This is a genomic window from Sphingomonas sp. SP5 (assembly GCF_058313455.1).
Genome location: NZ_JBZFLF010000003.1, coordinates 267,368 through 285,145, shown reverse-complemented (window position 1 = coordinate 285,145; position 17,778 = coordinate 267,368). Strand labels below are relative to the sequence as shown.

Sequence of the window (17,778 nt, the reverse complement as noted above, 5' to 3'; positions counted from 1 at the left end):
GTCTTTCCATGACCGCCGAATCGCGGTAGCATCGCTGCCGTGATGCGGGACGACGCCGAAACGGTCCCGGGGGGGGCCCTGGGTGGCGACGCGGCCTGGCGGACGATCACGCTCGTCGTGATGGGTCTGCTCGGCGCGGCGGTGCTGGTCGCGCTGATCGTCACGCTCGGCGTCGCCAACCGCCAGCGCGATCGCGCGCTCCAAGCGCAGGCGCACAGTTACGACGTGATGATCCTCGCCCGCACCGTGTCGGGCACGATCGCGCGCGCAGAGGCGTCGCTCGGCCGCTATGTCATCAGCGGCAAGACCGAGCAGGAACTCGGCCAGATCTACGTCGACCAGTGGCGCCTCGCCGGCACGCAGCTCGGCCGGCTGGAGCAACTGACGCAGCCGACCGGTGAACAGAGCGCCCGCGTCGCGCAGCTGCGCAATGCCTATATGCAGCGCGGTGAAGAGCTGTCGCTGACTGCGCTCAGCACCACCTACGGCAAGAACAGCCAGGCCCTCGCCCGCTATTACAAGGCGCGCCAGTCGCCGACGCTGACCGCGATCGACCGATCGCTCGACGAGATCATTTCAGGCGAACGCGCCCTGCTCGACGCGCGCACCGCCGATGCGATGCGCACCGTCAGCAAATCGAGCCGGATCGCCGGCGTGCTGGCGGTGTTCGGCGTCCTGATCGTCCTCGGCGCGCTGGTGCTCGGCTGGTTCACCTTGCAGGCGGTCGGCGAACGGGCACTCGCTCGCGCCGAAGCGGACGCGGAGCGCGAACGCGCGGAAGAGCTGGCCGCCGCCGTAGCGCAGGCGACCGATGAGTTGCGCTTGCAGGAAGCCAAGCTGCGCCAGATCCAGAAGATGGAGGCCGTCGGCCAGCTGACCGGCGGCATCGCCCACGACTTCAACAACATGCTGGCCGTCGTTCTCGGCGGCTTGGAACTTGCTAAACGGGCGGTGACGAGCGATCCGGCGGCGGTGGCCCGCCACCTCGACAATGCAGCCGATGGCGCCAATCGCGCCGCCGCCCTCACCCGCCGGCTCCTCGCCTTCAGCCGAGAGGAATCGTTGAAGCCGGAACCGATCCGGCCCGGCCAGCTCGTGTCCGGCATGTCGGAACTGCTCGACCGGACGCTGGGCGATGCGGTCACCGTCACCACCCGCGACACCGCACCCGCCTGGCATCTCCGCGCCGATCGCGTGCAGCTGGAAAATGCCGTATTGAACCTGGCGGTCAACGCGCGCGACGCGATGAACGGACGCGGCGACCTGCTGATCGCGACGGGCGCGGCAACGCTGGCCGAGCATCAGGTCGATCATTGCGCCGCGGGCGATTACCTGACGATCGCGGTGACCGACACCGGCACCGGCATGACGCCGGATGTCGTCGAGCGCGTCTACGAACCCTTCTTCACCACCAAGGAAGCCGGCAAGGGCACCGGCCTCGGCCTCAGCCAGATTTTCGCACTGGTCCGCCAGCTCGACGGCTCGATCGCGATCGATACCGCGCCGGGGCGCGGCACGACGGTGACGCTGTACCTGCCGCGCGATACCGCGGTGGAGACGCCGGCCGCGGCCGCGCTGGTCGAGATCGCGCCGGTCGCCCCTGTGCCGCACGAACTGGTCGTGCTCGTGGTGGAGGACGATCCCCGCGTGCTCGCCGCGACGATGGGGGCGCTGGAGGAACTGGGCCACCACGGCATCGCCTGCGATGCGCCCGCCAAGGCCGCGGGATTGCTCGCCGAACGGCCGGATGTCGACCTCATCATCTCGGACGTGCTGATGCCGGGTCAGACCGGACCGGAAATGATCGCCGCGCTCGGGCCGCGCTATCCCCATATCGCCGTGCTCTTCGTCACCGGTTTCGCGGGCGAGGCCAATGCCGCCGAATTCGGCGACCACCATCTGCTGCGCAAACCGTTCACGCTGACCGGGCTGGAGCGCGCGATCGGCGCGGCGATGGCGCGCGAGCGGCCTGCCCCGCCGCAGCAGATCGCCGCCGAATAGGCCTACGCCTTTTTAGCTGACGCCCCGCGCCGCCACGCCTATACGCGAGGCTCCCCGTCCCGGCCCGAGCCCCTGCCCGCATGACCTCCCTCGACCGCTACATGGCCCGGCTGATCGCGCTGCCGCTATTCTCGACGCTGACGATCGCCGCCATGCTGCTGGTCCTCGACCGCATCCAGCGCCTGTTCGTCTTCGTCGCGACGGAGGGCGGGCCGATCAGCGTGGTGTGGCGGATGCTCGCCAATCTGCTGCCCGAATATCTCGGCCTCGGTATCCCCATCGGCCTGTTGCTCGGCATCCTGCTCGCCTTCCGCCGCCTTGCCGCCAATTCCGAACTGGACGTGCTGCGCGCCGTCGGCGTCAGCTACACGCGGCTGCTGCGCGTGCCGTACATGTATGCCGTCATATTGGCGCTGCTGAACATCGCGATCGTCGGCTTCGTCCAGCCCAAGGCGCGCTATTATTACGAGCAGCTCCGCTTCGAACTGCGCACCGGCGCGCTGGGTGCGTCGATCAAGGTCGGCGAATTCACGCATTTCGGCGACCGCATGACGCTGCGCATCGAACAGAGCCACGACAAGGGTCGCAAGCTCGACGGCATCTTCGTCTATTACAATGACAAGGGCACCAGCTATTCGGTCACCGCGCAATCGGGCCAGTTCCTCGCGACCGACGATCCCAACACGATCATCTTCCGCCTGACCAAGGGAACTTTGGTCCACAAGGCGCCCAACTTCACCGTGCCGCGCGTGCTGACCTTCACCTCGCACGATCTGCCGATCCCGCTGCCGCGATACGAGAATTTCCGCCAGCGCGGCGGCCGCAACCTGGAATTCACGCTGCCCGAACTCGCCAAACTGGGCCATAGCTCGCACAGCGAGGAACAGCGCGACAGCAGCCGGTCCGAATTCCACTTCCGCCTGGTGGAGGTGGCGACGATGTTCCTGCTGCCGTTGCTGGCGGTGGCATTGGGCGTGCCGCCGAAACGATCGAGTTCCGGCTTCGGCGCGTTCCTAGCGATCGTGATGATCGTCGCCTATCACAAGGTGAACGAATACGCCGCCTCGATCGGCGAACTGGGCAGGGTCGATCCGCTGATCGCGCTCTGGGTGCCCTTCTGCATCTTCGCCGGCATCATCCTGTGGATGTACTATCAGATCGCCTATGTTCCCGGCGGTCAGCCGATCGGCGCGCTGGAGCGGGGCTTCTCCAAGCTCGTCAAGCTGTTCGTCCGCTACATCCCCGGCCGTGGCCGCAAGAAGGGCATGGCATGACCGCCTTCTTCCCCTCGCGCATCGTCTCTTTCTACATGGTGCGCCTGTTCCTGACGCGCACCTTCGGCCTGCTCGCCGCGCTCGTGCTGATCCTGCAGACGCTGGACCTGCTCGGCGAATCGGGTGCGATCCTGGCGCATCCCGGCAACACCCAGGCGCAGGTTTGGACCTATGTCGGCCTGCGCGCGCCGCAAATCATCGCATTTTTGCTGCCCTTCTCGGTACTGCTCGGCGCAATCGCCACCTTCTTCACCATGAACCAAAACAGCGAAGTCATCGCGCTTAAAGCCGCGGGCCTGTCGGCGCATCAGGTGCTTGCGCCGCTGCTGATCGCCAGCCTGGGCGTTGCCGGCATCAGCTTCGCCTTCAACGAACGCATCGTCAGCCGCGCGACCGCGACGCTCGATCAGTGGAAGGACGTCGATTACGGCGCGCTGCCGATCGATCGCGGCGAGCGGACCAACGTCTGGGTGCGCGACGGTGACGACTTGATCGCGGTGCAGCAGGTGCGCGGCCGCGGGCAGGCGACCCGGCTCGGTAACGTCACGGTCTATGACCGCACCGGCGGCGAGCTCGTCGCGATCATTCGCGGTGCTCAGGGCCGCCATGTCGGCAATGGCTGGGCGATCAGCCCGACCACCCGCTTCGACGTCGCGACCGGCAAGGTCACCAACCTCGGCACGGTGACCGTCGCGCCGGGCGTACGGCCCGACCAGTTCACGCTCGGCAACGTCAACCCCGATGGACTCGATTTCGCGCAGCTTGCCGCGGCGATCGGTGACCTGCGCGATGCGGGCCGCCCCACCAAGTCGCTGGAGGGGACCCTGTGGCATAAATTCTCGAGCCCGCTGTCGGCGGTGCTGATGCCGCTGCTGGGCGCGGTGGCGGCGTTCGGCATCGCGCGCTCCGGCCAGCTGTTCGTCCGCGCGGTGATCGGCATGGCATTGGGCTTCGCCTATTTCGTCGCCGACAATTTCGCGCTCGCGATGGGCAATCTCGGCGCCTACCCGCCCTTTCTCGCGGCCTGGGCCCCTTTCCTACTGTTCCTGCTGATCGGTGAAGCCGTGCTGATCCGCACCGAGGAGTAAGTAAACGGGCAGCGGATTATGTCCGTATCGAGCATTTCGTTAACCATGACGCATTACATCCCCAGAGCGCCGGCAGGGAGAGCCTGCACGCAACCGGGGACACGCAATGCCGATAGCATCAAGCGCGCAGCCTGCGCATGGCTGACCTGATCGCCCGCCAACAGACCGCGTCACTGCTCGCCAAGACGCAGGTCGCCGCCCGCTACGGCGGCAACGGTGTGGCTGCTGCGGCCGCTACCCCGACAGCCACCGCTCCGAAGGACAAGGTCACTACGCCCAAGGGCGACGTGGCGACCATCTCGCTCGGCGCACGAAGGGCTGCAGCGCAACTCGCGGATGCGAGGAAGGACTTCGGCGCGTTGACCAAGGAGGTGCGCGCCTCGCTCGACTCCCGCAGCCAGGGCAGCACCGGGTTGGAGGCGCTGTCCGGACGCGCGCTGGCGGCGATCGCGCTCGATCACGGCAACCTCTTTTCGCGAACCGAAGTCCTGGCGGCAAAGGCCGAGTTGCAGGCGCGCGAATGGGAGGGCGTGACGAGCGCGATGCGCAGTGGCGGCGGCCTCGCCGGTCTCGCCACGTATAGCCGGACGCTGGTGTCGGATTACGACACCATGAGCAGCGAAGAACGGCAGGCGCGCGGCTGGAGCGACCGCACGCGCTCCGCAGCGGCCGCTCTGGTCACGCAGACCCTGGGTCAGACCCAGCCGAGCCTGTTCGACCGAATGGACTGACAGCAATCCGCCCGACGGGAGAGCCGGGCCGATAGGGGAGAAGATCATGGAAATCACCAACACGACTGCGGTAACCGCGAAGGGCTCGACGACAGGTACGTCCGCGTCGACGACCACCGGCGCCTTCGCCAAGGCGCTGGCCACGCAAACGCAGACGGTCACCGCACGCAGCAAGACGACGAAATCCGCCCGGGTGATGCGGCCGATCATGGTTCCCAAGGCCGCTTCGCCGAAGCAGACCAGCGGCACGGCCACTACCCAGACGCCGATGGCCGCGGCGCAGACGCGGGCCGCTTATGGCGAAGGCACCCTCGCCACCATCCTCGCGCGCATCAGGCGGGTCTGATCCGCACCCGGCCGCGGTTCAGCGCGGCCGGAAGGTGCTGCGAACGATCTTGTTCACCAGCCCCGGCAAACCGGCATAGCTCGCCTTGTGATAGGGCGATCCGTGTTCCAGCGCCGCGGTGATGCGGCGGTGCGCCTCACCCAGGGCATGATAGGGCAGGCTCGGCAGTAGGTGGTGCAGCGCGTGGTAGCGCAGCCCGACCGGCGCCCACAATGCAGGCAGCAGCGCCGGCGGCGGCACGTTGACCGAGTCGAGATACTGCGCGGTCACCGACATCGGCTCGCCGTCATTCTCCCACAGATGCGCGACCAGCGTGCGGACCTGGTTGACCACGGCGACCCCGGATCCGATCGCCAGGGCGATCAGCACCGACCGCAGCGGAAACACGCCGGTCGCGGTCAGCACGACGACGGCGATCGCCCACAGGCTGGCCGCCGCCTCCACGCGGTTCCACATCACCCGCGCCTCGCCCTCGGGCGCACGACGACGGAACGAGGGGTTGATGGCGAGCGCCGAATACCGCTCCATCACCGTCGTGCGCAGCTTCGGCGACAGCAACGACAGGGGCGCCAGGATCGCATAACGGATCAGCAGTCCGATCGGCGCCAGCGCGGAGATGACGACGAACGCTGGCAGCGTCCACGGCTTCATCAGCGCCAGCGGCAGATATTCGGGATCCTCCGACGTACCGTAGCGCGTCTTGGCGTGGTGCAGGTTGTGCACCCCTTCATACATGAAGCTCGGCACCAGCATCGGCACGCCGACCAGCGCATTCCAGCCGCCACGGAAACGCGGCAGCGCGCTATGCTTCATATGGCTGACTTCGTGGATGAAGCTCAGCGCACGGTACAACGCCAGCGCCGACACCACGGCCGCCAAGACCATCACGCCCGTTTTTGCGGCCGTCACCGCGACCGCCAGCGCGCCATAGCCGACCACCACCGACGCGATCAGATCAGCCCAGTAGATGCCAGGGCGCGGCGCGATCAGATCGCGCGTCGCCTCGGCCGCCGCGCGCAGCATCGCCTTGTCGTCGGCGATCCGCTGGCGCGCGGGCCGCGGCGCGGCTTCTCCGGCAGGCGCACGGGAGAGAGTCAGCGAGCTTTCCATGACGTGATCCATTGCCTCCAGATAGTGGCGACAGCGTGGCATTCACAGGTCTGCGGTCGGCCAACCCGCCGCAACGTTCCGATCACAGATGACGGAAACGTCACTCGCATCATCCCCGCGACCTGCTAGATCGCACCACCAAAACGGAGGCCCCATGAGCGACCTGACGATCACGCCCGTCACCACCAAGAGCGAGCGCAAGGCGTTCGTCGACCTGCCGTTCCGCCTGTACGCGAATGATCCCGCCTGGGTGCCGCCGTTGAAGGGCGAGGCGCTCGGCCTCATCACTCCGGCGAAGAACGGCTGGTACAGCCATGCCAAGGCGCAGCTTTTCCTGGCGCACGACGGTGGCCGGCTGGTCGGCCGCATCTCGGCGCATATCGACACCTTGGCGCTGACCATGCCGGCGGAACAGGGATTCGGGCCCGGCGTCGGCTTCTGGGGCCTGATGGAGGCCGAGCGGGAGGATATCTTCACCGCCCTGCTCGCCAAGGCGGAGCAATGGCTGCGCGATGAGGGGATGACCCGCGCGCTCGGGCCGGTGTCGCAGTCGATCTGGGAAGAGCCGGGATTGCTCGTCCAGGGGTTCGACCATGCGCCGACGATCATGATGGGCCATGCGAAGCCGGAATATCAGGGCTGGATCGAACGCGCCGGCTACGAACAGGTGAAGCAGCTCTTCACCTACGAACTGGATATCACCCAGGAATTTCCGCCGATCGTGAAGCGGATCATCAAGTCCGGCGAGGCCAACAAGCGGATCGTCGTCCGCGAGGTGGACAAGCGCAAGTTCGAGGAGGAAGCGGCGATCATCCTCGCGATCCTCAACGACGCGTGGAGCGACAATTGGGGCTTCGTCCCGCTCACCCCGCCGGAGATCAAGGACGTCGGCGTCAAGCTGAAGCCGATCGTGTTCAACGACCTGATCCGCATCGCCGAGCTGGACGGCAAGCCGGTCGCCTTCATGATCACGCTGCCCGATCTCAACGAGGCGATCGCGCCGCTGGGCGGTTCGCTGCTGCCGTTCGGCTGGGCGAAGCTGCTGCTGTGGCTGCGGAAGCCCAAGGTGCGGACGATGCGCGTGCCGCTGATGGGGGTGGTAAAGGAATTGCAATCGTCGCGGATGGCGAGCCAGCTCGCCTTCATGATGATCGAATATATTCGCCGCGCCTCGGTGCAGCATTACGGCGCCAGCCGGGGCGAGATTGGCTGGATCCTCGACGACAACCAAGGGATGCGCTCGATCGCCGAGACGATCGAAAGCCGAGTGAACAAGGTCTACACGGTGTACGGCAAGGCGTTGTAATAAACTGCAAATCCTCCCCTGCGGAGCAGGGGAGGAGCTTTGGGTTACACCGTGAAGCTTTCCCCGCACCCGCAGGCGCCCTTGGCATTCGGGTTCTGGAACACGAAGCCGGCGGTGAAATCGTCCTCGACCCAGTCCATCGTCGATCCGACGAGGTAGAGGATCGATCCGCCATCGACGAACAAAGTGCCGCCCGGCGTCTCGATCCGCTCGTCGAAGGCCTTGGCCTCGGTGACGTAGTCGACCGAATAGGCAAGGCCCGAACAGCCGCGACGCGGGGTGGACAGCTTGACGCCGATCGCGCCCTCGGGCGCGCGCGCCATCAGGTCGGCGATGCGGGTGTCGGCCGCAGGAGTCAGGATCAGCGGCGCAGGGCGCTGGCGGAGTGTGGTGGCCATCAGTTCGTCTCCAAAGCCCCTCCTCTTCAGAGGAGGGGTTGGGGTGGAGGAGTCATCGAGCGCCGGTCTCGGTGAGACGTCCCCCACCCCCTACCCCTCCCCTGAAGGGGAGGGGCTAACATTGCTACAGCATACCCAGTTCGAGCTTCGCCTCATCGGACATCTTCTGCGGGTCCCAGGGCGGATCCCAGACGAGATTCACGTCGGCGAAGGCTATGCCCGGCACCGCGGCGACGCGCATCTCGACCTCGGCGGGCATCGACTCGGCGACCGGGCAATGCGGCGTGGTGAGCGTCATCGTCACCACCGCCTGCCCCTCGCCGGTCACCTCGACGCCGTAGATCAGGCCGAGATCGTAGATGTTGACCGGGATTTCCGGGTCGTAGATCTCCTTCAGCGCCTCGACCACGCCCTCGTAGAGCACGCCGCCCGGCTCGCCGGGGGCATCGCCCTGCGGCTTCTGCTGGAGGAAACCCGACAGATAGTCCCGCTCGCGCGGGGCATCCTCGACGCGCGCGCGCGGCGGCGGGGTCACCGCCTCCACTTCCTCGATACGGATCGTATCGCTCATCCGAATATCCTCGTTACCCTCTCGACGCCGCGGACCAGCGCGTCGATATCCTGCGGCCCGTTGTAGACGGCGAAGCTCGCCCGCGCCGTCGCATCGACGCCCAGCACGTCCATCAGCGGCTGCGCGCAATGGTGGCCGGCGCGGATCGCCACCCGGCCTTCGTCCAATATGGTGCCGACGTCGTGCGGATGCACCCCCTCGACCGCGAAGCTGACGATGCCGGCGCTGTCCTCCGGCCCGAACAGGCGGACCGAATTGAGCGACGACAGCGCGGCGCGGGCATCGCGGACCAGCGCCGCCTCGTGCGCATGGATGCGATCGACGCCGATCCCCTCGACATAGGCGACCGCCGCGGCCAGCCCGAGCGCGCCGACGATATGCGGCGTCCCCGCCTCGAACCGGCCGGGCGGCGGGGCGTAGGTGGTCTTGGCGAAGGTGACGCGGTCGATCATCGACCCGCCGCCCTGATAGGGCGGCATCTGCGCCAGCAATTCGCCCCTGCCCCACAGCACGCCGATCCCGGTCGGGCCGTAGAGCTTGTGCCCCGAAAAGACGTAGAAATCGCAGCCGATCGCTGCGACGTCGACGGCGAGGCGCGGCACCGCCTGGCAGCCGTCGATCAGGATCTTCGCGCCGACCCGATGCGCCAGTTCGGTGGCGCGTCGCGCATCGAGGACCGAACCCAGTACGTTGGAGACATGCGCCAGCGCGACCAGCTTGTGCTGCGGGGTCAGCATCGCCGCCATCGCATCCAGGTCGATGCGATGATCCGCGGTGAGCGGCACCACGTCGATCGCCGCGCCGACGCGTTCGGCTGCCATCTGCCACGGCACGATGTTGCTGTGATGCTCCAGCATCGACAGCAGGATGCGGTCGCCCGCCTGCAACTGCTGCGCCGCCCAGCTGTGCGCGACGAGGTTGATGCCCTCCGTCGCGCCGCGTACGAAGACGATCTCGTCCGGCGTCGCGGCGCCGATGAAGCGCGCGACCGTGCCGCGCGCCGCCTCATAGGCGAGCGTCATGTCGGCGGAACGCTGGTACACGCCGCGATGGACGGTGGCATAGGTTTCGCCATAGGCGCGGGCGATCGCGTCGATGACCGGCTGCGGCTTCTGCGCGGTCGCCGCGGTATCGAGATACGCCCAGCCGGCGGGGATCGCGGGGAAGTCGGCAAGCGTGTCGAGCGGGGTTTCGGCAGCGGTCATGCGGCCTCCCGGAGCGCGCGGAAGTTGGCGAAGTTTACGGCACGTCCCCCCCGAAATTCCTCCCCGGCACGGGGAGGGGGACCGCGACGCGCAGCGGCGTGGTGGAGGGGGGCTTCCCCAAAGAGGATCGCTTGTGGAGCCCCCCCTCCACCAGCTTCGCTGGTCCCCCTCCCCGTGCCGGGGAGGAATTGCATCGCACTCACAGCGCTTGCTCCAGCCACGCATCGGCATCCGCCGCGAACGCCTCGCGCACCTGCTCGTCCGCGATGCGGTCCAGCGCATCCGCCACGAACGCCCGCGTCAGCAGCGCCTTGGCCCGTGCTGCCGGGATACCACGGCTTTGCATGTAGAACAGTGCGCGGGCGTCGAGTTCGCCGACCGTCGCGCCATGCGCGCATTTCACGTCGTCGGCGAAGATCTCCAGTTCGGGCTTCAGGTTCACCGTCGCGGTGCGCTGGAGCAGCAGGCCGCGCAGCGACTGTTCGCCGTCGGTCTTCTGCGCGTCGCGCGCGACCTCGACCGCGGCGGCGAGGCTGACGGTGGAGCGATCGGCGGCGACTGCCCGCCACAGCTGGTGGCTCTGCCCGTTGGGCTTGGCATGGCGGACGCGCACGGCGCATTCCTGCCGCTGCGCATCGCGGGTCAGCAGCGCGCCGCCGAGCTCCGCATAGGCGCCATCGCCCTCCAGCGTCAGCGCGGCATCGAAGCGCGTGCCGGCCGCCGTGGCGCCGAGCGCGACGGAGACGAAACTCGCCGCCTCGCCGATCGTCACCTCGTCGCGGGTCGATACGAAGCCCGCCGACTGCACGACGCGCACCGACCGCATGACGCGGGCGCCCTTGCCGAGATCGAAGCGGGTCAGCGCGTTCGACCAGCCGGCGCCGGCATAGGTTTCCACCAGGGTCAGCACCGCATCCTCGCCGACCGTGATGACGAGCGGCATGTGGCTGTCCTCGCCGGCGTTGACGCGGACGATCTCCACGGTCGTGACGGTGCGGGGTGCGAGCGTCAGGCGATGCCCCTGCCCTGCGGCAAAGCGCGCGAGAGCGTGATCGCTGTCGATGGAACCGCTCTCGATCGACAGGTCGCCGGGGCGGCTGGAGTCGGTGTCGAGACGACCGTCGACGAACACGAGCCGATCCGCATCCGGCAGGATCGCCGCCGGCACCGCTGCCGGGGTCGGCGGCAGCCCGCGCGCGGCTTCCAGCGCGGGCATGTCGGCCCAGCGGAACAGCTCGTTGCGGGGAGTGGGCAGATCGAGGACGGCGGTCATGCGGCGAGGCCCGGCAGAGGATGTTCACGCGAACACGCGAAGACGCGAAGAGAAGAAGGGTTTCGTGCGCGCAGAGGCGCGGAGTCGCGTAGAAGAAGAGGAGAGATGCTGCCTGCGGCGCTCTCCGTTACATCCTCCCCGGCACGGGGAGGGGGACCAGCGAAGCTGGTGGAGGGGGGCCTCCGCAAGTGCTGCCGTGCGTGGAGAGCCCCCTCCACCACGCCGCTACGCGTCGCGGTCCCTCTCCCCGTGCCGGGGAGGATGTGGGCGGTCATCACGCCACCACCCCGGCATAGCCTTCACGTTCCAGTTCGCGCGCCAGGTCGGCGCCGCCGGAGCGGACGATGCGGCCGTCCGCCAGCACGTGGACGTGATCGGGCTGCACATAGTCGAGCAGGCGCTGATAGTGGGTGATGAGCAGCACCGCCTTGTCGGGCGCGCGCATGATGCGGTTGATGCCGTCGCCGACGATGCGCAGCGCGTCGATGTCGAGCCCGGAATCCGTTTCGTCGAGGATCGCGAACCTGGGATCGACGACGCCCATCTGCACCATCTCGTTGCGCTTCTTCTCGCCGCCCGAGAAGCCGACGTTGACCGGGCGCTTCAGCATCTCGGCGTCCATGTCGAGCTTCTTCGCCTCCTCGCGCGCGAGGCGGAGGAATTCGGCGCCCGACAACGGCTTTTCGTCGCGGGTCACGCGCTGGGCGTTCAAGGCCTCGCGCAGGAACTGAACGTTGCTGACGCCGGGGATCTCGACCGGATATTGGAAGCCGAGGAACAGGCCGGCGGCGGCGCGCTCATTGGGTTCGAGTTCGAGCAGGTCGATCCACCCATCTCCCGTTTGCCCTGAGCCTGTCGAAGGGCTCCGGTCGAGCGTGTCGCCTGCCCCGTGTGCTTCGACAGGCTCAGCACGAACGGCGGAAGGGCAGAACAGGACGCTGCCCCCCGTCACCTCGTAGCCGGGCCGGCCGCCGAGGACGTAGCCGAGCGTCGACTTGCCCGCCCCGTTCGGCCCCATGATCGCATGGATCTCGCCCGCGCCGACGGTGAGGCTGAGGCCCTTGAGGATCGGCTTGCCGTCGATCTCGGCGTGGAGGTTTTCAATTTTTAACAACTTTAATCCCCGGCACAGAACACTTTATCCAAATACCATCGCCGTCACTGACAACGCACCGCCAGCCTCGACCTTCATGTACAAGCCACTTAGGAAGCGCACGACCGGCCTGCCGATACAATTCGTCTACAGCATGCCTGAAACCTGCGGTGTCGATGACGCGCATCATTGATAGCTCGTCCACGTAAACTCGAGACCATCGTCACCCCGGACTTGTTCCGGGGTCCACTCCTCCACTCGGGCAGCGCTCCCTTGTGGCACGGTGGATGCCGGAACAAGTCCGGCATGACGGAGGGACTGGATCATCCGACGGAACCCTCCAACGAAATCCCCAGCAGCTTCTGCGCCTCGACGGCGAACTCCATCGGCAACTGTTGCAGCACCTCGCGCGCGAAGCCGTTGACGATCAGCGCGACCGCCGCCTCCTGATCCAGGCCGCGGCTCATCCCATAGAACAGCTGGTCCTCGCTGATCTTCGATGTCGTCGCCTCATGCTCGATCTGCGCGCTCGGGTTCTTGACCTCGATGTACGGCACGGTGTGCGCACCGCACTGGTCGCCCAAGAGCAGGCTGTCGCACTGCGTGAAGTTGCGGACGTTCTCCGCGGTCGGCGCGACGCGCACCAGGCCGCGATAGGTGTTGTCGGAGCGGCCGGCGCTGATCCCCTTCGACACGATGGTCGACCTGGTGTTCCGCCCCAAGTGGATCATCTTGGTGCCGGTGTCCGCCTGCTGGCGGTTGTTGGTCACCGCGACCGAATAGAATTCGCCGACGCTGTTTTCGCCCGCCAGCACGCAGCTGGGGTATTTCCAGGTGATCGCGCTGCCGGTTTCGACCTGCGTCCACGACACCTTGCTGTTCCGGCCCTGACAGAGCGCGCGCTTGGTGACGAAATTGTAGATGCCGCCAAGGCCGTTCTCGTCGCCCGGATACCAGTTCTGCACGGTCGAATATTTGATCTCGGCATCGTCCAGCGCAACCAGTTCCACCACCGCGGCGTGGAGCTGGTTCTCGTCGCGCATCGGCGCGGTGCAGCCTTCGAGATAGCTGACGTACGCCCCCTTGTCGGCGACGATCAGCGTGCGTTCGAACTGGCCGGTGTTCTCCGCATTGATGCGGAAATAGGTCGACAGCTCCATCGGGCAGCGCACGCCCTCCGGAATGTAGACGAAGGTGCCGTCCGAAAAGACCGCGCTGTTGAGCGTCGCGAAATAATTGTCGCGCTGGGGCACGACCTTGCCGAGCCATTTGCGCACGAGGTCGGGATATTCGCGGATCGCTTCGCTGATCGAGCGGAAGATGACGCCGGCCGCCTCCAGCTCCTTGCGGAAGGTGGTGGCCACCGACACGCTGTCGAACACTGCGTCGACCGCGACGCGGCGCTTGGGCTCCGACCCGTCCTCGACGCCGGCGAGCATCTTCTGCTCCTCCAGCGGGATGCCGAGCTTTTCGTAGACGCGCAGGATTTCGGGATCGACCTCGTCCAGGCTGCCGAGCTTCGGCTTCGCCTTGGGCTCGGCGTAATAATAGGCGTCCTGATAGTCGATCGGCGGCACGTTGAGCTTGGCCCAGTCCGGCGCCTCCAGCGTCTGCCACAGGCGGAAGGCCTTGAGGCGCCAGTCGAGCATCCATTCGGGCTCGTTCTTCTTGGCGCTGATGTAGCGGACGGTGTCTTCGCTCAGCCCCTTGGGCGCGAAGTCCTGCTCGATGTCGGAGGTAAAGCCCCATTCGTAAGTCTTGGAGACGGCCGCATAGGCTTCGGCGTTCTTGGTGGCCATGGTTACACCTGTTCGGGAACGCGCGCGGGCGAGGCCGGCGCGCGGGAGAGATGGGCGAGGGAGACGCCGGCGAGCGCACCGCGCACCGCTTCGTTGACGACGCCCCAGTGCGGGCGGACCTGGCAATTGCCCTCGATGGCGCAATCGTGGCGACTGCCCTCGACGCAGGAGGTCAGCTGGATCGGCCCCTCCACCGCCTCGACGATATCGGCGAGGCTGATCGCCGAGGGGGGACGCGACAGGCGGAAGCCGCCGCCGGTGCCGCGCGCGCTTTCGATCAGGCCGGCAGCGGAGAGGCGGCTGACCAGCTTCTGCGCGGTCGGCAGCGGCACGCCGGTTTCCTCGGCGAGCAGGGTCGCATTCAGCCGCCCCGCCCCGCCGCAATGGCGCGCGGCGGCGGACATCATCACGACCGCATAATCGGCGAGGCTGGAAAGGCGCATGGCTCCGAACTGTATGTCGCGCGCGGCTGTTGAGAACCGGTCGCAAATCGGATCAATTCGATCCGATTGCCAGATAGGCTTTTGTGCGCCGCGGTCAAGCGCGGGAAAGGCGATCAGTGTGAGTGGATGCAGGCTCCGCCCCCCGCTTCGTCATCCCGGCGAACGCCGGGACCCATGGACGCACTCGGCTGGCGATGGCGTATATTCGGCATGCTCATCCCCTCCATGGGTCCCGACGTTCGTCGGGATGACGGGAGGGGCACTTTGACGTCTGCGCCCCGCGATGCGATGGGCATCGCCATGTCCTATGCCTTTCGTCCGCTGCTCTTCGCCCTCGACGCCGAGCGGGCGCATGCTTTGACCCTCAAGGCGCTGGCGGTGCGCGCCAGGCTGCCCTCCCCGGCGGTACGTCTCGACCCCCGGCTCGCGACGCGGATCGGCGCGCTCGCCTTCGCCAATCCGCTCGGCGTCGCGGCGGGGCTCGACAAGGACGGCGTCGCGATCGAGGGGCTGTTCGGCCTCGGCTTCGGCGCGGTGGAGATCGGCACGCTCACGCCCGTGCCGCAGGCGGGCAACCCCCGCCCGCGCCTGTTCCGGCTGGTCGCCGACCGCGCCGTGGTCAACCGGATGGGCTTCAACAACGGCGGCCTCGACGCCGGCCTCGCCCGCGCCAAAGCGGCACGCCGCGGCACCGGACGGCTCGGCATCAACGTCGGCGCCAACAAGGATGCGACCGACCGCATCGCCGATTACGTCGCCGGCGTGTCAGCGGCGGCACCGATCGCCGATTACGTCACGATCAACATTTCCTCACCGAACACGCCGGGCCTGCGCGACCTCCAGCACGGGGCGGCGCTCGCCGAACTGCTGGCGGCCTGCACGGAAGCGCGCGGCGACACCCCCCTCTTCCTCAAGATCGCCCCCGATCTCGACGCAGGCGCGATCGACGGCATCGTCCGCGCGGCGATCGAGCAGCGGATCGACGCCATCGTGATGGGCAACACCACCGTCTCGCGCCCGCCGCTGCGCTCCCCGCATGCCGCCGAGACGGGCGGCCTGTCGGGCGCGCCGCTCGCCGCGCTCGCCCGCCAGCGGCTCGCCGACGTACGCAGCGCGAGCGGCGGCGGCATCGCGCTGGTCGCCGCCGGCGGGATCGACAGCGGGGCGGAAGCCTATGCCCGCATCCGGGCAGGTGCCGCCTTCGTGCAGCTCTATTCGGCGCTGGTCTATGCGGGGCCGGGACTGGCGCGGCGCATCCTCGCCGATCTTGCCGCCTGCCTTGCCCGCGACGGCTTCGCGCGGGTGGAGGACGCCGTCGCGGCGTAACCGCTTGCCCTCGCCGGGCCAGCCGTTAGGTTTTGCAGCGATGAAGACCCTGATCGCGCTCGCGGCGGCCTCGTTCGCCTGCACCCCCGCTCTGGCCAAGGCGCCGATCGTCAAGGCCCCGATCGCCAGGGCGCCGGGCATGGTCAGCGCCGCCGACCCGCGCGCGGTCGCCGCCGGTGTCGAGATCCTGAAGGCGGGCGGCACCGCCACCGATGCGGCGATCGCGACGATGCTGGCGCTGAACGTCGTCGAGCCGCAGAGTTCCGGCATCGGCGGCGGCAGCTTCTGGGTCAGCCATGCGGCGAAGAGCGGCAAGGTGACGACGATCGACGCGCGCGAAACCGCGCCTCACGCGGCCACCCCGCGCTGGTTCTACACCGCGGACGGCACGCCGCTGACCCATGCGGAGGCGGTGCCGGGCGGGCGCAGCGTCGGCGTGCCGGGCGCGCTGCGCGGCATGGCGCTGGCGCACCGCCAGTCCGGCCGGCTGCCCTGGGCGCGGCTGTTCCAGCCGGCGATCCGGCTGGCGCGTGACGGGTTCAAGGTGAGCCCGCGCTTCCGCAATTCGGCGGAATCGTTCGGCGGGCATCTGACGCCGGAGGCCGATGCCACGTTCAAGGTCGGTGCCGACGGCATCCTGCGCAATCCCGCGCAGGCGGCGCTGCTGACCCGGATCGCGGCGCACGGCCCCGACAGCTTCTACGTCGGCCCGCAGGCGCAAAAGCTGGTGACGACGGTCAACACCGCCACGCGCAACCCGTCGCAGATGACCACCGGCGATCTCGCCAGCTACGAGGCGAAGCCGCGCGATCCCGTCTGCGTGCCGTATCGCAGCTACCGCATCTGCGGCATGGGGCCGCCCTCGTCGGGCGGGGTCACCGTGCTGATGATCCTCAAGCAGCTCGAGCGGTTCGACATGGGCAAGCTCGGCAAGGATTCGCCGGTCGCCTGGCACCTGTTCGCCGAAAGCTCGCGCCTCGCGTACGCGGACCGCAACCTGTACGTCGGCGATCCCGATTACGTGCGCGTGCCGATCAAGGGCATGCTCGATCCCGCCTATCTGGCATCGCGCTCCGCCTTGATCTCCCCCGACACGACGCTGGCCAAGGTCACCGCCGGGACGCCGCCGGGCGCGCCCGCCCGCACGCCGGCGCCGGTCAGCGAGGTCGCCGGCACCACCGACCTCGCCGTCGCCGATCGCGACGGCAACGTCGTCGAGGTGACGACCACCGTCGAGGGGCCGTTCGGGTCGGGGCTGGTGGTCGACGGCACCGTGCTCAACAACGAACTGACCGATTTCGACATCGTGCCGGTGGATGCAGGTTACCTCGTCGCCAACCGCGTCGAGGGCGGCAAGCGGCCGCGCAGCTCGATGGCGCCGACGATCGTCTATGACGCATCCGGCAAGGTCCGCCTCGCGGTCGGCGCGGCGGGCGGGTCGACGATCATCGCGCAGATCGCCAAGGCGCTGATCGGCGTGCTCGACTGGAACCTCTCCGCGGAGGATGCGATCCGGCTCGGCCTCGTCTACGCGGCCGGGCCGGTCGCGACGCTGGAGGCGGGAACGCCCGCCGCCGCCCTGCAACCGGCACTGGCGAAGCTCGGCGAACGGACGCAGGTCGCGCCATTGGGGCTGAAGGCGAATGCGATCGAATGGCGCGGCGGCCGCTGGGTCGGTGCCGCCGACCCGCGCAGCGAAGGCGTCGCGATCGGCGAGGACGGCCGCATCGCCCGGCCGCAGCCGATGGCACCGGTCGCCAACCGCCCGTCCGAATGAATGCGGCAGGCCGGCGAACGGCCGCCCCCTCCCCGGG

At 68.0% G+C, this 17,778-nt stretch carries 16 protein-coding genes and 1 pseudogene; 8 read left to right on the top strand and 9 right to left on the bottom strand.

Annotated features, from left to right (window positions below; all coding sequences use genetic code 11):
* Positions 1–42 precede the first annotated feature (42 nt).
* From AC4GY7_RS09040 to AC4GY7_RS09020, 5 genes are all read left to right on the top strand, one after another.
* Entirely contained in the window at positions 43–2,001 is a 1,959-nt protein-coding gene (locus tag AC4GY7_RS09040; protein ID WP_491113086.1) for an ATP-binding protein, read from the top strand.
* Between the two features lie 80 nt (positions 2,002–2,081).
* Positions 2,082–3,275 (top strand): LPS export ABC transporter permease LptF, encoded by a 1,194-nt coding sequence (lptF, locus tag AC4GY7_RS09035; protein ID WP_443583727.1) that lies wholly within the window; start codon positions 2,082–2,084, stop codon positions 3,273–3,275.
* Positions 3,272–4,363, top strand: coding sequence for an LPS export ABC transporter permease LptG (gene lptG / locus AC4GY7_RS09030; RefSeq protein WP_443583728.1), 1,092 nt, complete (start codon positions 3,272–3,274; stop codon positions 4,361–4,363). The genes lptF and lptG overlap by 4 nt, the downstream gene beginning before the upstream one ends.
* Before the next feature lie 137 nt (positions 4,364–4,500).
* Positions 4,501–5,094: a hypothetical protein gene (locus AC4GY7_RS09025; protein ID WP_491113083.1), complete on the top strand. Its 594-nt coding sequence runs from the start codon at positions 4,501–4,503 to the stop codon at positions 5,092–5,094.
* A 46-nt stretch (positions 5,095–5,140) separates the two neighbouring features.
* Positions 5,141–5,440: a hypothetical protein gene (locus AC4GY7_RS09020; RefSeq protein ID WP_491113081.1), complete on the top strand. Its 300-nt coding sequence runs from the start codon at positions 5,141–5,143 to the stop codon at positions 5,438–5,440.
* An 18-nt stretch (positions 5,441–5,458) separates the two neighbouring features.
* On the opposite strand, the gene AC4GY7_RS09015 is transcribed toward AC4GY7_RS09020, so the two are convergent.
* A complete protein-coding gene (locus AC4GY7_RS09015) occupies positions 5,459–6,550 on the bottom strand; it encodes a fatty acid desaturase family protein (protein WP_491113079.1) in 1,092 nt (363 codons plus the stop codon).
* A 154-nt stretch (positions 6,551–6,704) separates the two neighbouring features.
* Between AC4GY7_RS09015 and AC4GY7_RS09010 the strand changes: the two genes are divergently transcribed.
* Complete coding sequence (locus AC4GY7_RS09010) at positions 6,705–7,856, top strand: N-acetyltransferase (protein WP_491113078.1); 1,152 nt, start codon at positions 6,705–6,707, stop codon at positions 7,854–7,856.
* Between the two features lie 44 nt (positions 7,857–7,900).
* On the opposite strand, the gene AC4GY7_RS09005 is transcribed toward AC4GY7_RS09010, so the two are convergent.
* The 8 genes and pseudogenes from AC4GY7_RS09005 to AC4GY7_RS08970 form a co-directional block, all read right to left on the bottom strand.
* Positions 7,901–8,254 carry a HesB/IscA family protein gene (locus tag AC4GY7_RS09005; RefSeq protein ID WP_491113076.1) on the bottom strand — a complete coding sequence of 118 codons (354 nt, stop codon included), beginning with the start codon at positions 8,252–8,254 and terminating at the stop codon, positions 7,901–7,903.
* 124 nt (positions 8,255–8,378) lie between these two features.
* Positions 8,379–8,825, bottom strand: coding sequence for an SUF system Fe-S cluster assembly protein (locus AC4GY7_RS09000; protein ID WP_491113074.1), 447 nt, complete (start codon positions 8,823–8,825; stop codon positions 8,379–8,381).
* On the bottom strand, positions 8,822–10,030 hold the full coding sequence (locus tag AC4GY7_RS08995) for a cysteine desulfurase (protein WP_491113071.1): 1,209 nt from the start codon (positions 10,028–10,030) through the stop codon (positions 8,822–8,824). Before AC4GY7_RS08995 ends, AC4GY7_RS09000 begins: the two co-directional genes overlap by 4 nt.
* A gap of 199 nt (positions 10,031–10,229) precedes the next feature.
* The gene (locus tag AC4GY7_RS08990; protein ID WP_491113070.1) at positions 10,230–11,303 is read right to left on the bottom strand and encodes a SufD family Fe-S cluster assembly protein; all 1,074 of its coding nucleotides are present in this window, start codon (positions 11,301–11,303) and stop codon (positions 10,230–10,232) included.
* Positions 11,304–11,577: 274 nt separating this feature from the next.
* Entirely contained in the window at positions 11,578–12,255 is a 678-nt protein-coding gene (gene sufC / locus AC4GY7_RS08985) for a Fe-S cluster assembly ATPase SufC (protein ID WP_491113723.1), read from the bottom strand.
* Positions 12,238–12,357: pseudogene (locus AC4GY7_RS08980) on the bottom strand (ATP-binding cassette domain-containing protein); the annotation flags it as partial. The pseudogene AC4GY7_RS08980 and the gene sufC, both read right to left, overlap by 18 nt.
* Before the next feature lie 362 nt (positions 12,358–12,719).
* Complete coding sequence (sufB, locus tag AC4GY7_RS08975; protein ID WP_491113068.1) at positions 12,720–14,195, bottom strand: Fe-S cluster assembly protein SufB; 1,476 nt, start codon at positions 14,193–14,195, stop codon at positions 12,720–12,722.
* A 2-nt stretch (positions 14,196–14,197) separates the two neighbouring features.
* Positions 14,198–14,638 carry an SUF system Fe-S cluster assembly regulator gene (locus AC4GY7_RS08970; protein ID WP_491113067.1) on the bottom strand — a complete coding sequence of 147 codons (441 nt, stop codon included), beginning with the start codon at positions 14,636–14,638 and terminating at the stop codon, positions 14,198–14,200.
* Positions 14,639–14,938: 300 nt separating this feature from the next.
* On the opposite strand from AC4GY7_RS08970, the gene AC4GY7_RS08965 reads away from it, so the two are divergent.
* The gene (locus tag AC4GY7_RS08965) at positions 14,939–15,964 is read left to right on the top strand and encodes a quinone-dependent dihydroorotate dehydrogenase (RefSeq protein WP_491113722.1); all 1,026 of its coding nucleotides are present in this window, start codon (positions 14,939–14,941) and stop codon (positions 15,962–15,964) included.
* 40 nt (positions 15,965–16,004) lie between these two features.
* Positions 16,005–17,741, top strand: a complete 1,737-nt coding sequence (gene ggt, locus AC4GY7_RS08960) for a gamma-glutamyltransferase (protein ID WP_491113065.1) — start codon at positions 16,005–16,007, stop codon at positions 17,739–17,741.
* Positions 17,742–17,778: the final 37 nt, after the last annotated feature.

Bases quoted from the DNA above. Each gene is read 5' to 3' on its own strand.
- AC4GY7_RS09040 (WP_491113086.1), top strand. From the start codon at position 43: ATGCGGGACGACGCCGAAACGGTCCCGGGGGGGGCCCTGGGTGGCGAC.
- lptF (WP_443583727.1), top strand. From the start codon at position 2,082: ATGACCTCCCTCGACCGCTACATGGCCCGGCTGATCGCGCTGCCGCTA.
- lptG (WP_443583728.1), top strand. From the start codon at position 3,272: ATGACCGCCTTCTTCCCCTCGCGCATCGTCTCTTTCTACATGGTGCGC.
- AC4GY7_RS09025 (WP_491113083.1), top strand. From the start codon at position 4,501: ATGGCTGACCTGATCGCCCGCCAACAGACCGCGTCACTGCTCGCCAAG.
- AC4GY7_RS09020 (WP_491113081.1), top strand. From the start codon at position 5,141: ATGGAAATCACCAACACGACTGCGGTAACCGCGAAGGGCTCGACGACA.
- AC4GY7_RS09015 (WP_491113079.1), bottom strand. From the start codon at position 6,550: ATGGAAAGCTCGCTGACTCTCTCCCGTGCGCCTGCCGGAGAAGCCGCG.
- AC4GY7_RS09010 (WP_491113078.1), top strand. From the start codon at position 6,705: ATGAGCGACCTGACGATCACGCCCGTCACCACCAAGAGCGAGCGCAAG.
- AC4GY7_RS09005 (WP_491113076.1), bottom strand. From the start codon at position 8,254: ATGGCCACCACACTCCGCCAGCGCCCTGCGCCGCTGATCCTGACTCCT.
- AC4GY7_RS09000 (WP_491113074.1), bottom strand. From the start codon at position 8,825: ATGAGCGATACGATCCGTATCGAGGAAGTGGAGGCGGTGACCCCGCCG.
- AC4GY7_RS08995 (WP_491113071.1), bottom strand. From the start codon at position 10,030: ATGACCGCTGCCGAAACCCCGCTCGACACGCTTGCCGACTTCCCCGCG.
- AC4GY7_RS08990 (WP_491113070.1), bottom strand. From the start codon at position 11,303: ATGACCGCCGTCCTCGATCTGCCCACTCCCCGCAACGAGCTGTTCCGC.
- sufB (WP_491113068.1), bottom strand. From the start codon at position 14,195: ATGGCCACCAAGAACGCCGAAGCCTATGCGGCCGTCTCCAAGACTTAC.
- AC4GY7_RS08970 (WP_491113067.1), bottom strand. From the start codon at position 14,638: ATGCGCCTTTCCAGCCTCGCCGATTATGCGGTCGTGATGATGTCCGCC.
- AC4GY7_RS08965 (WP_491113722.1), top strand. From the start codon at position 14,939: ATGTCCTATGCCTTTCGTCCGCTGCTCTTCGCCCTCGACGCCGAGCGG.
- ggt (WP_491113065.1), top strand. From the start codon at position 16,005: ATGAAGACCCTGATCGCGCTCGCGGCGGCCTCGTTCGCCTGCACCCCC.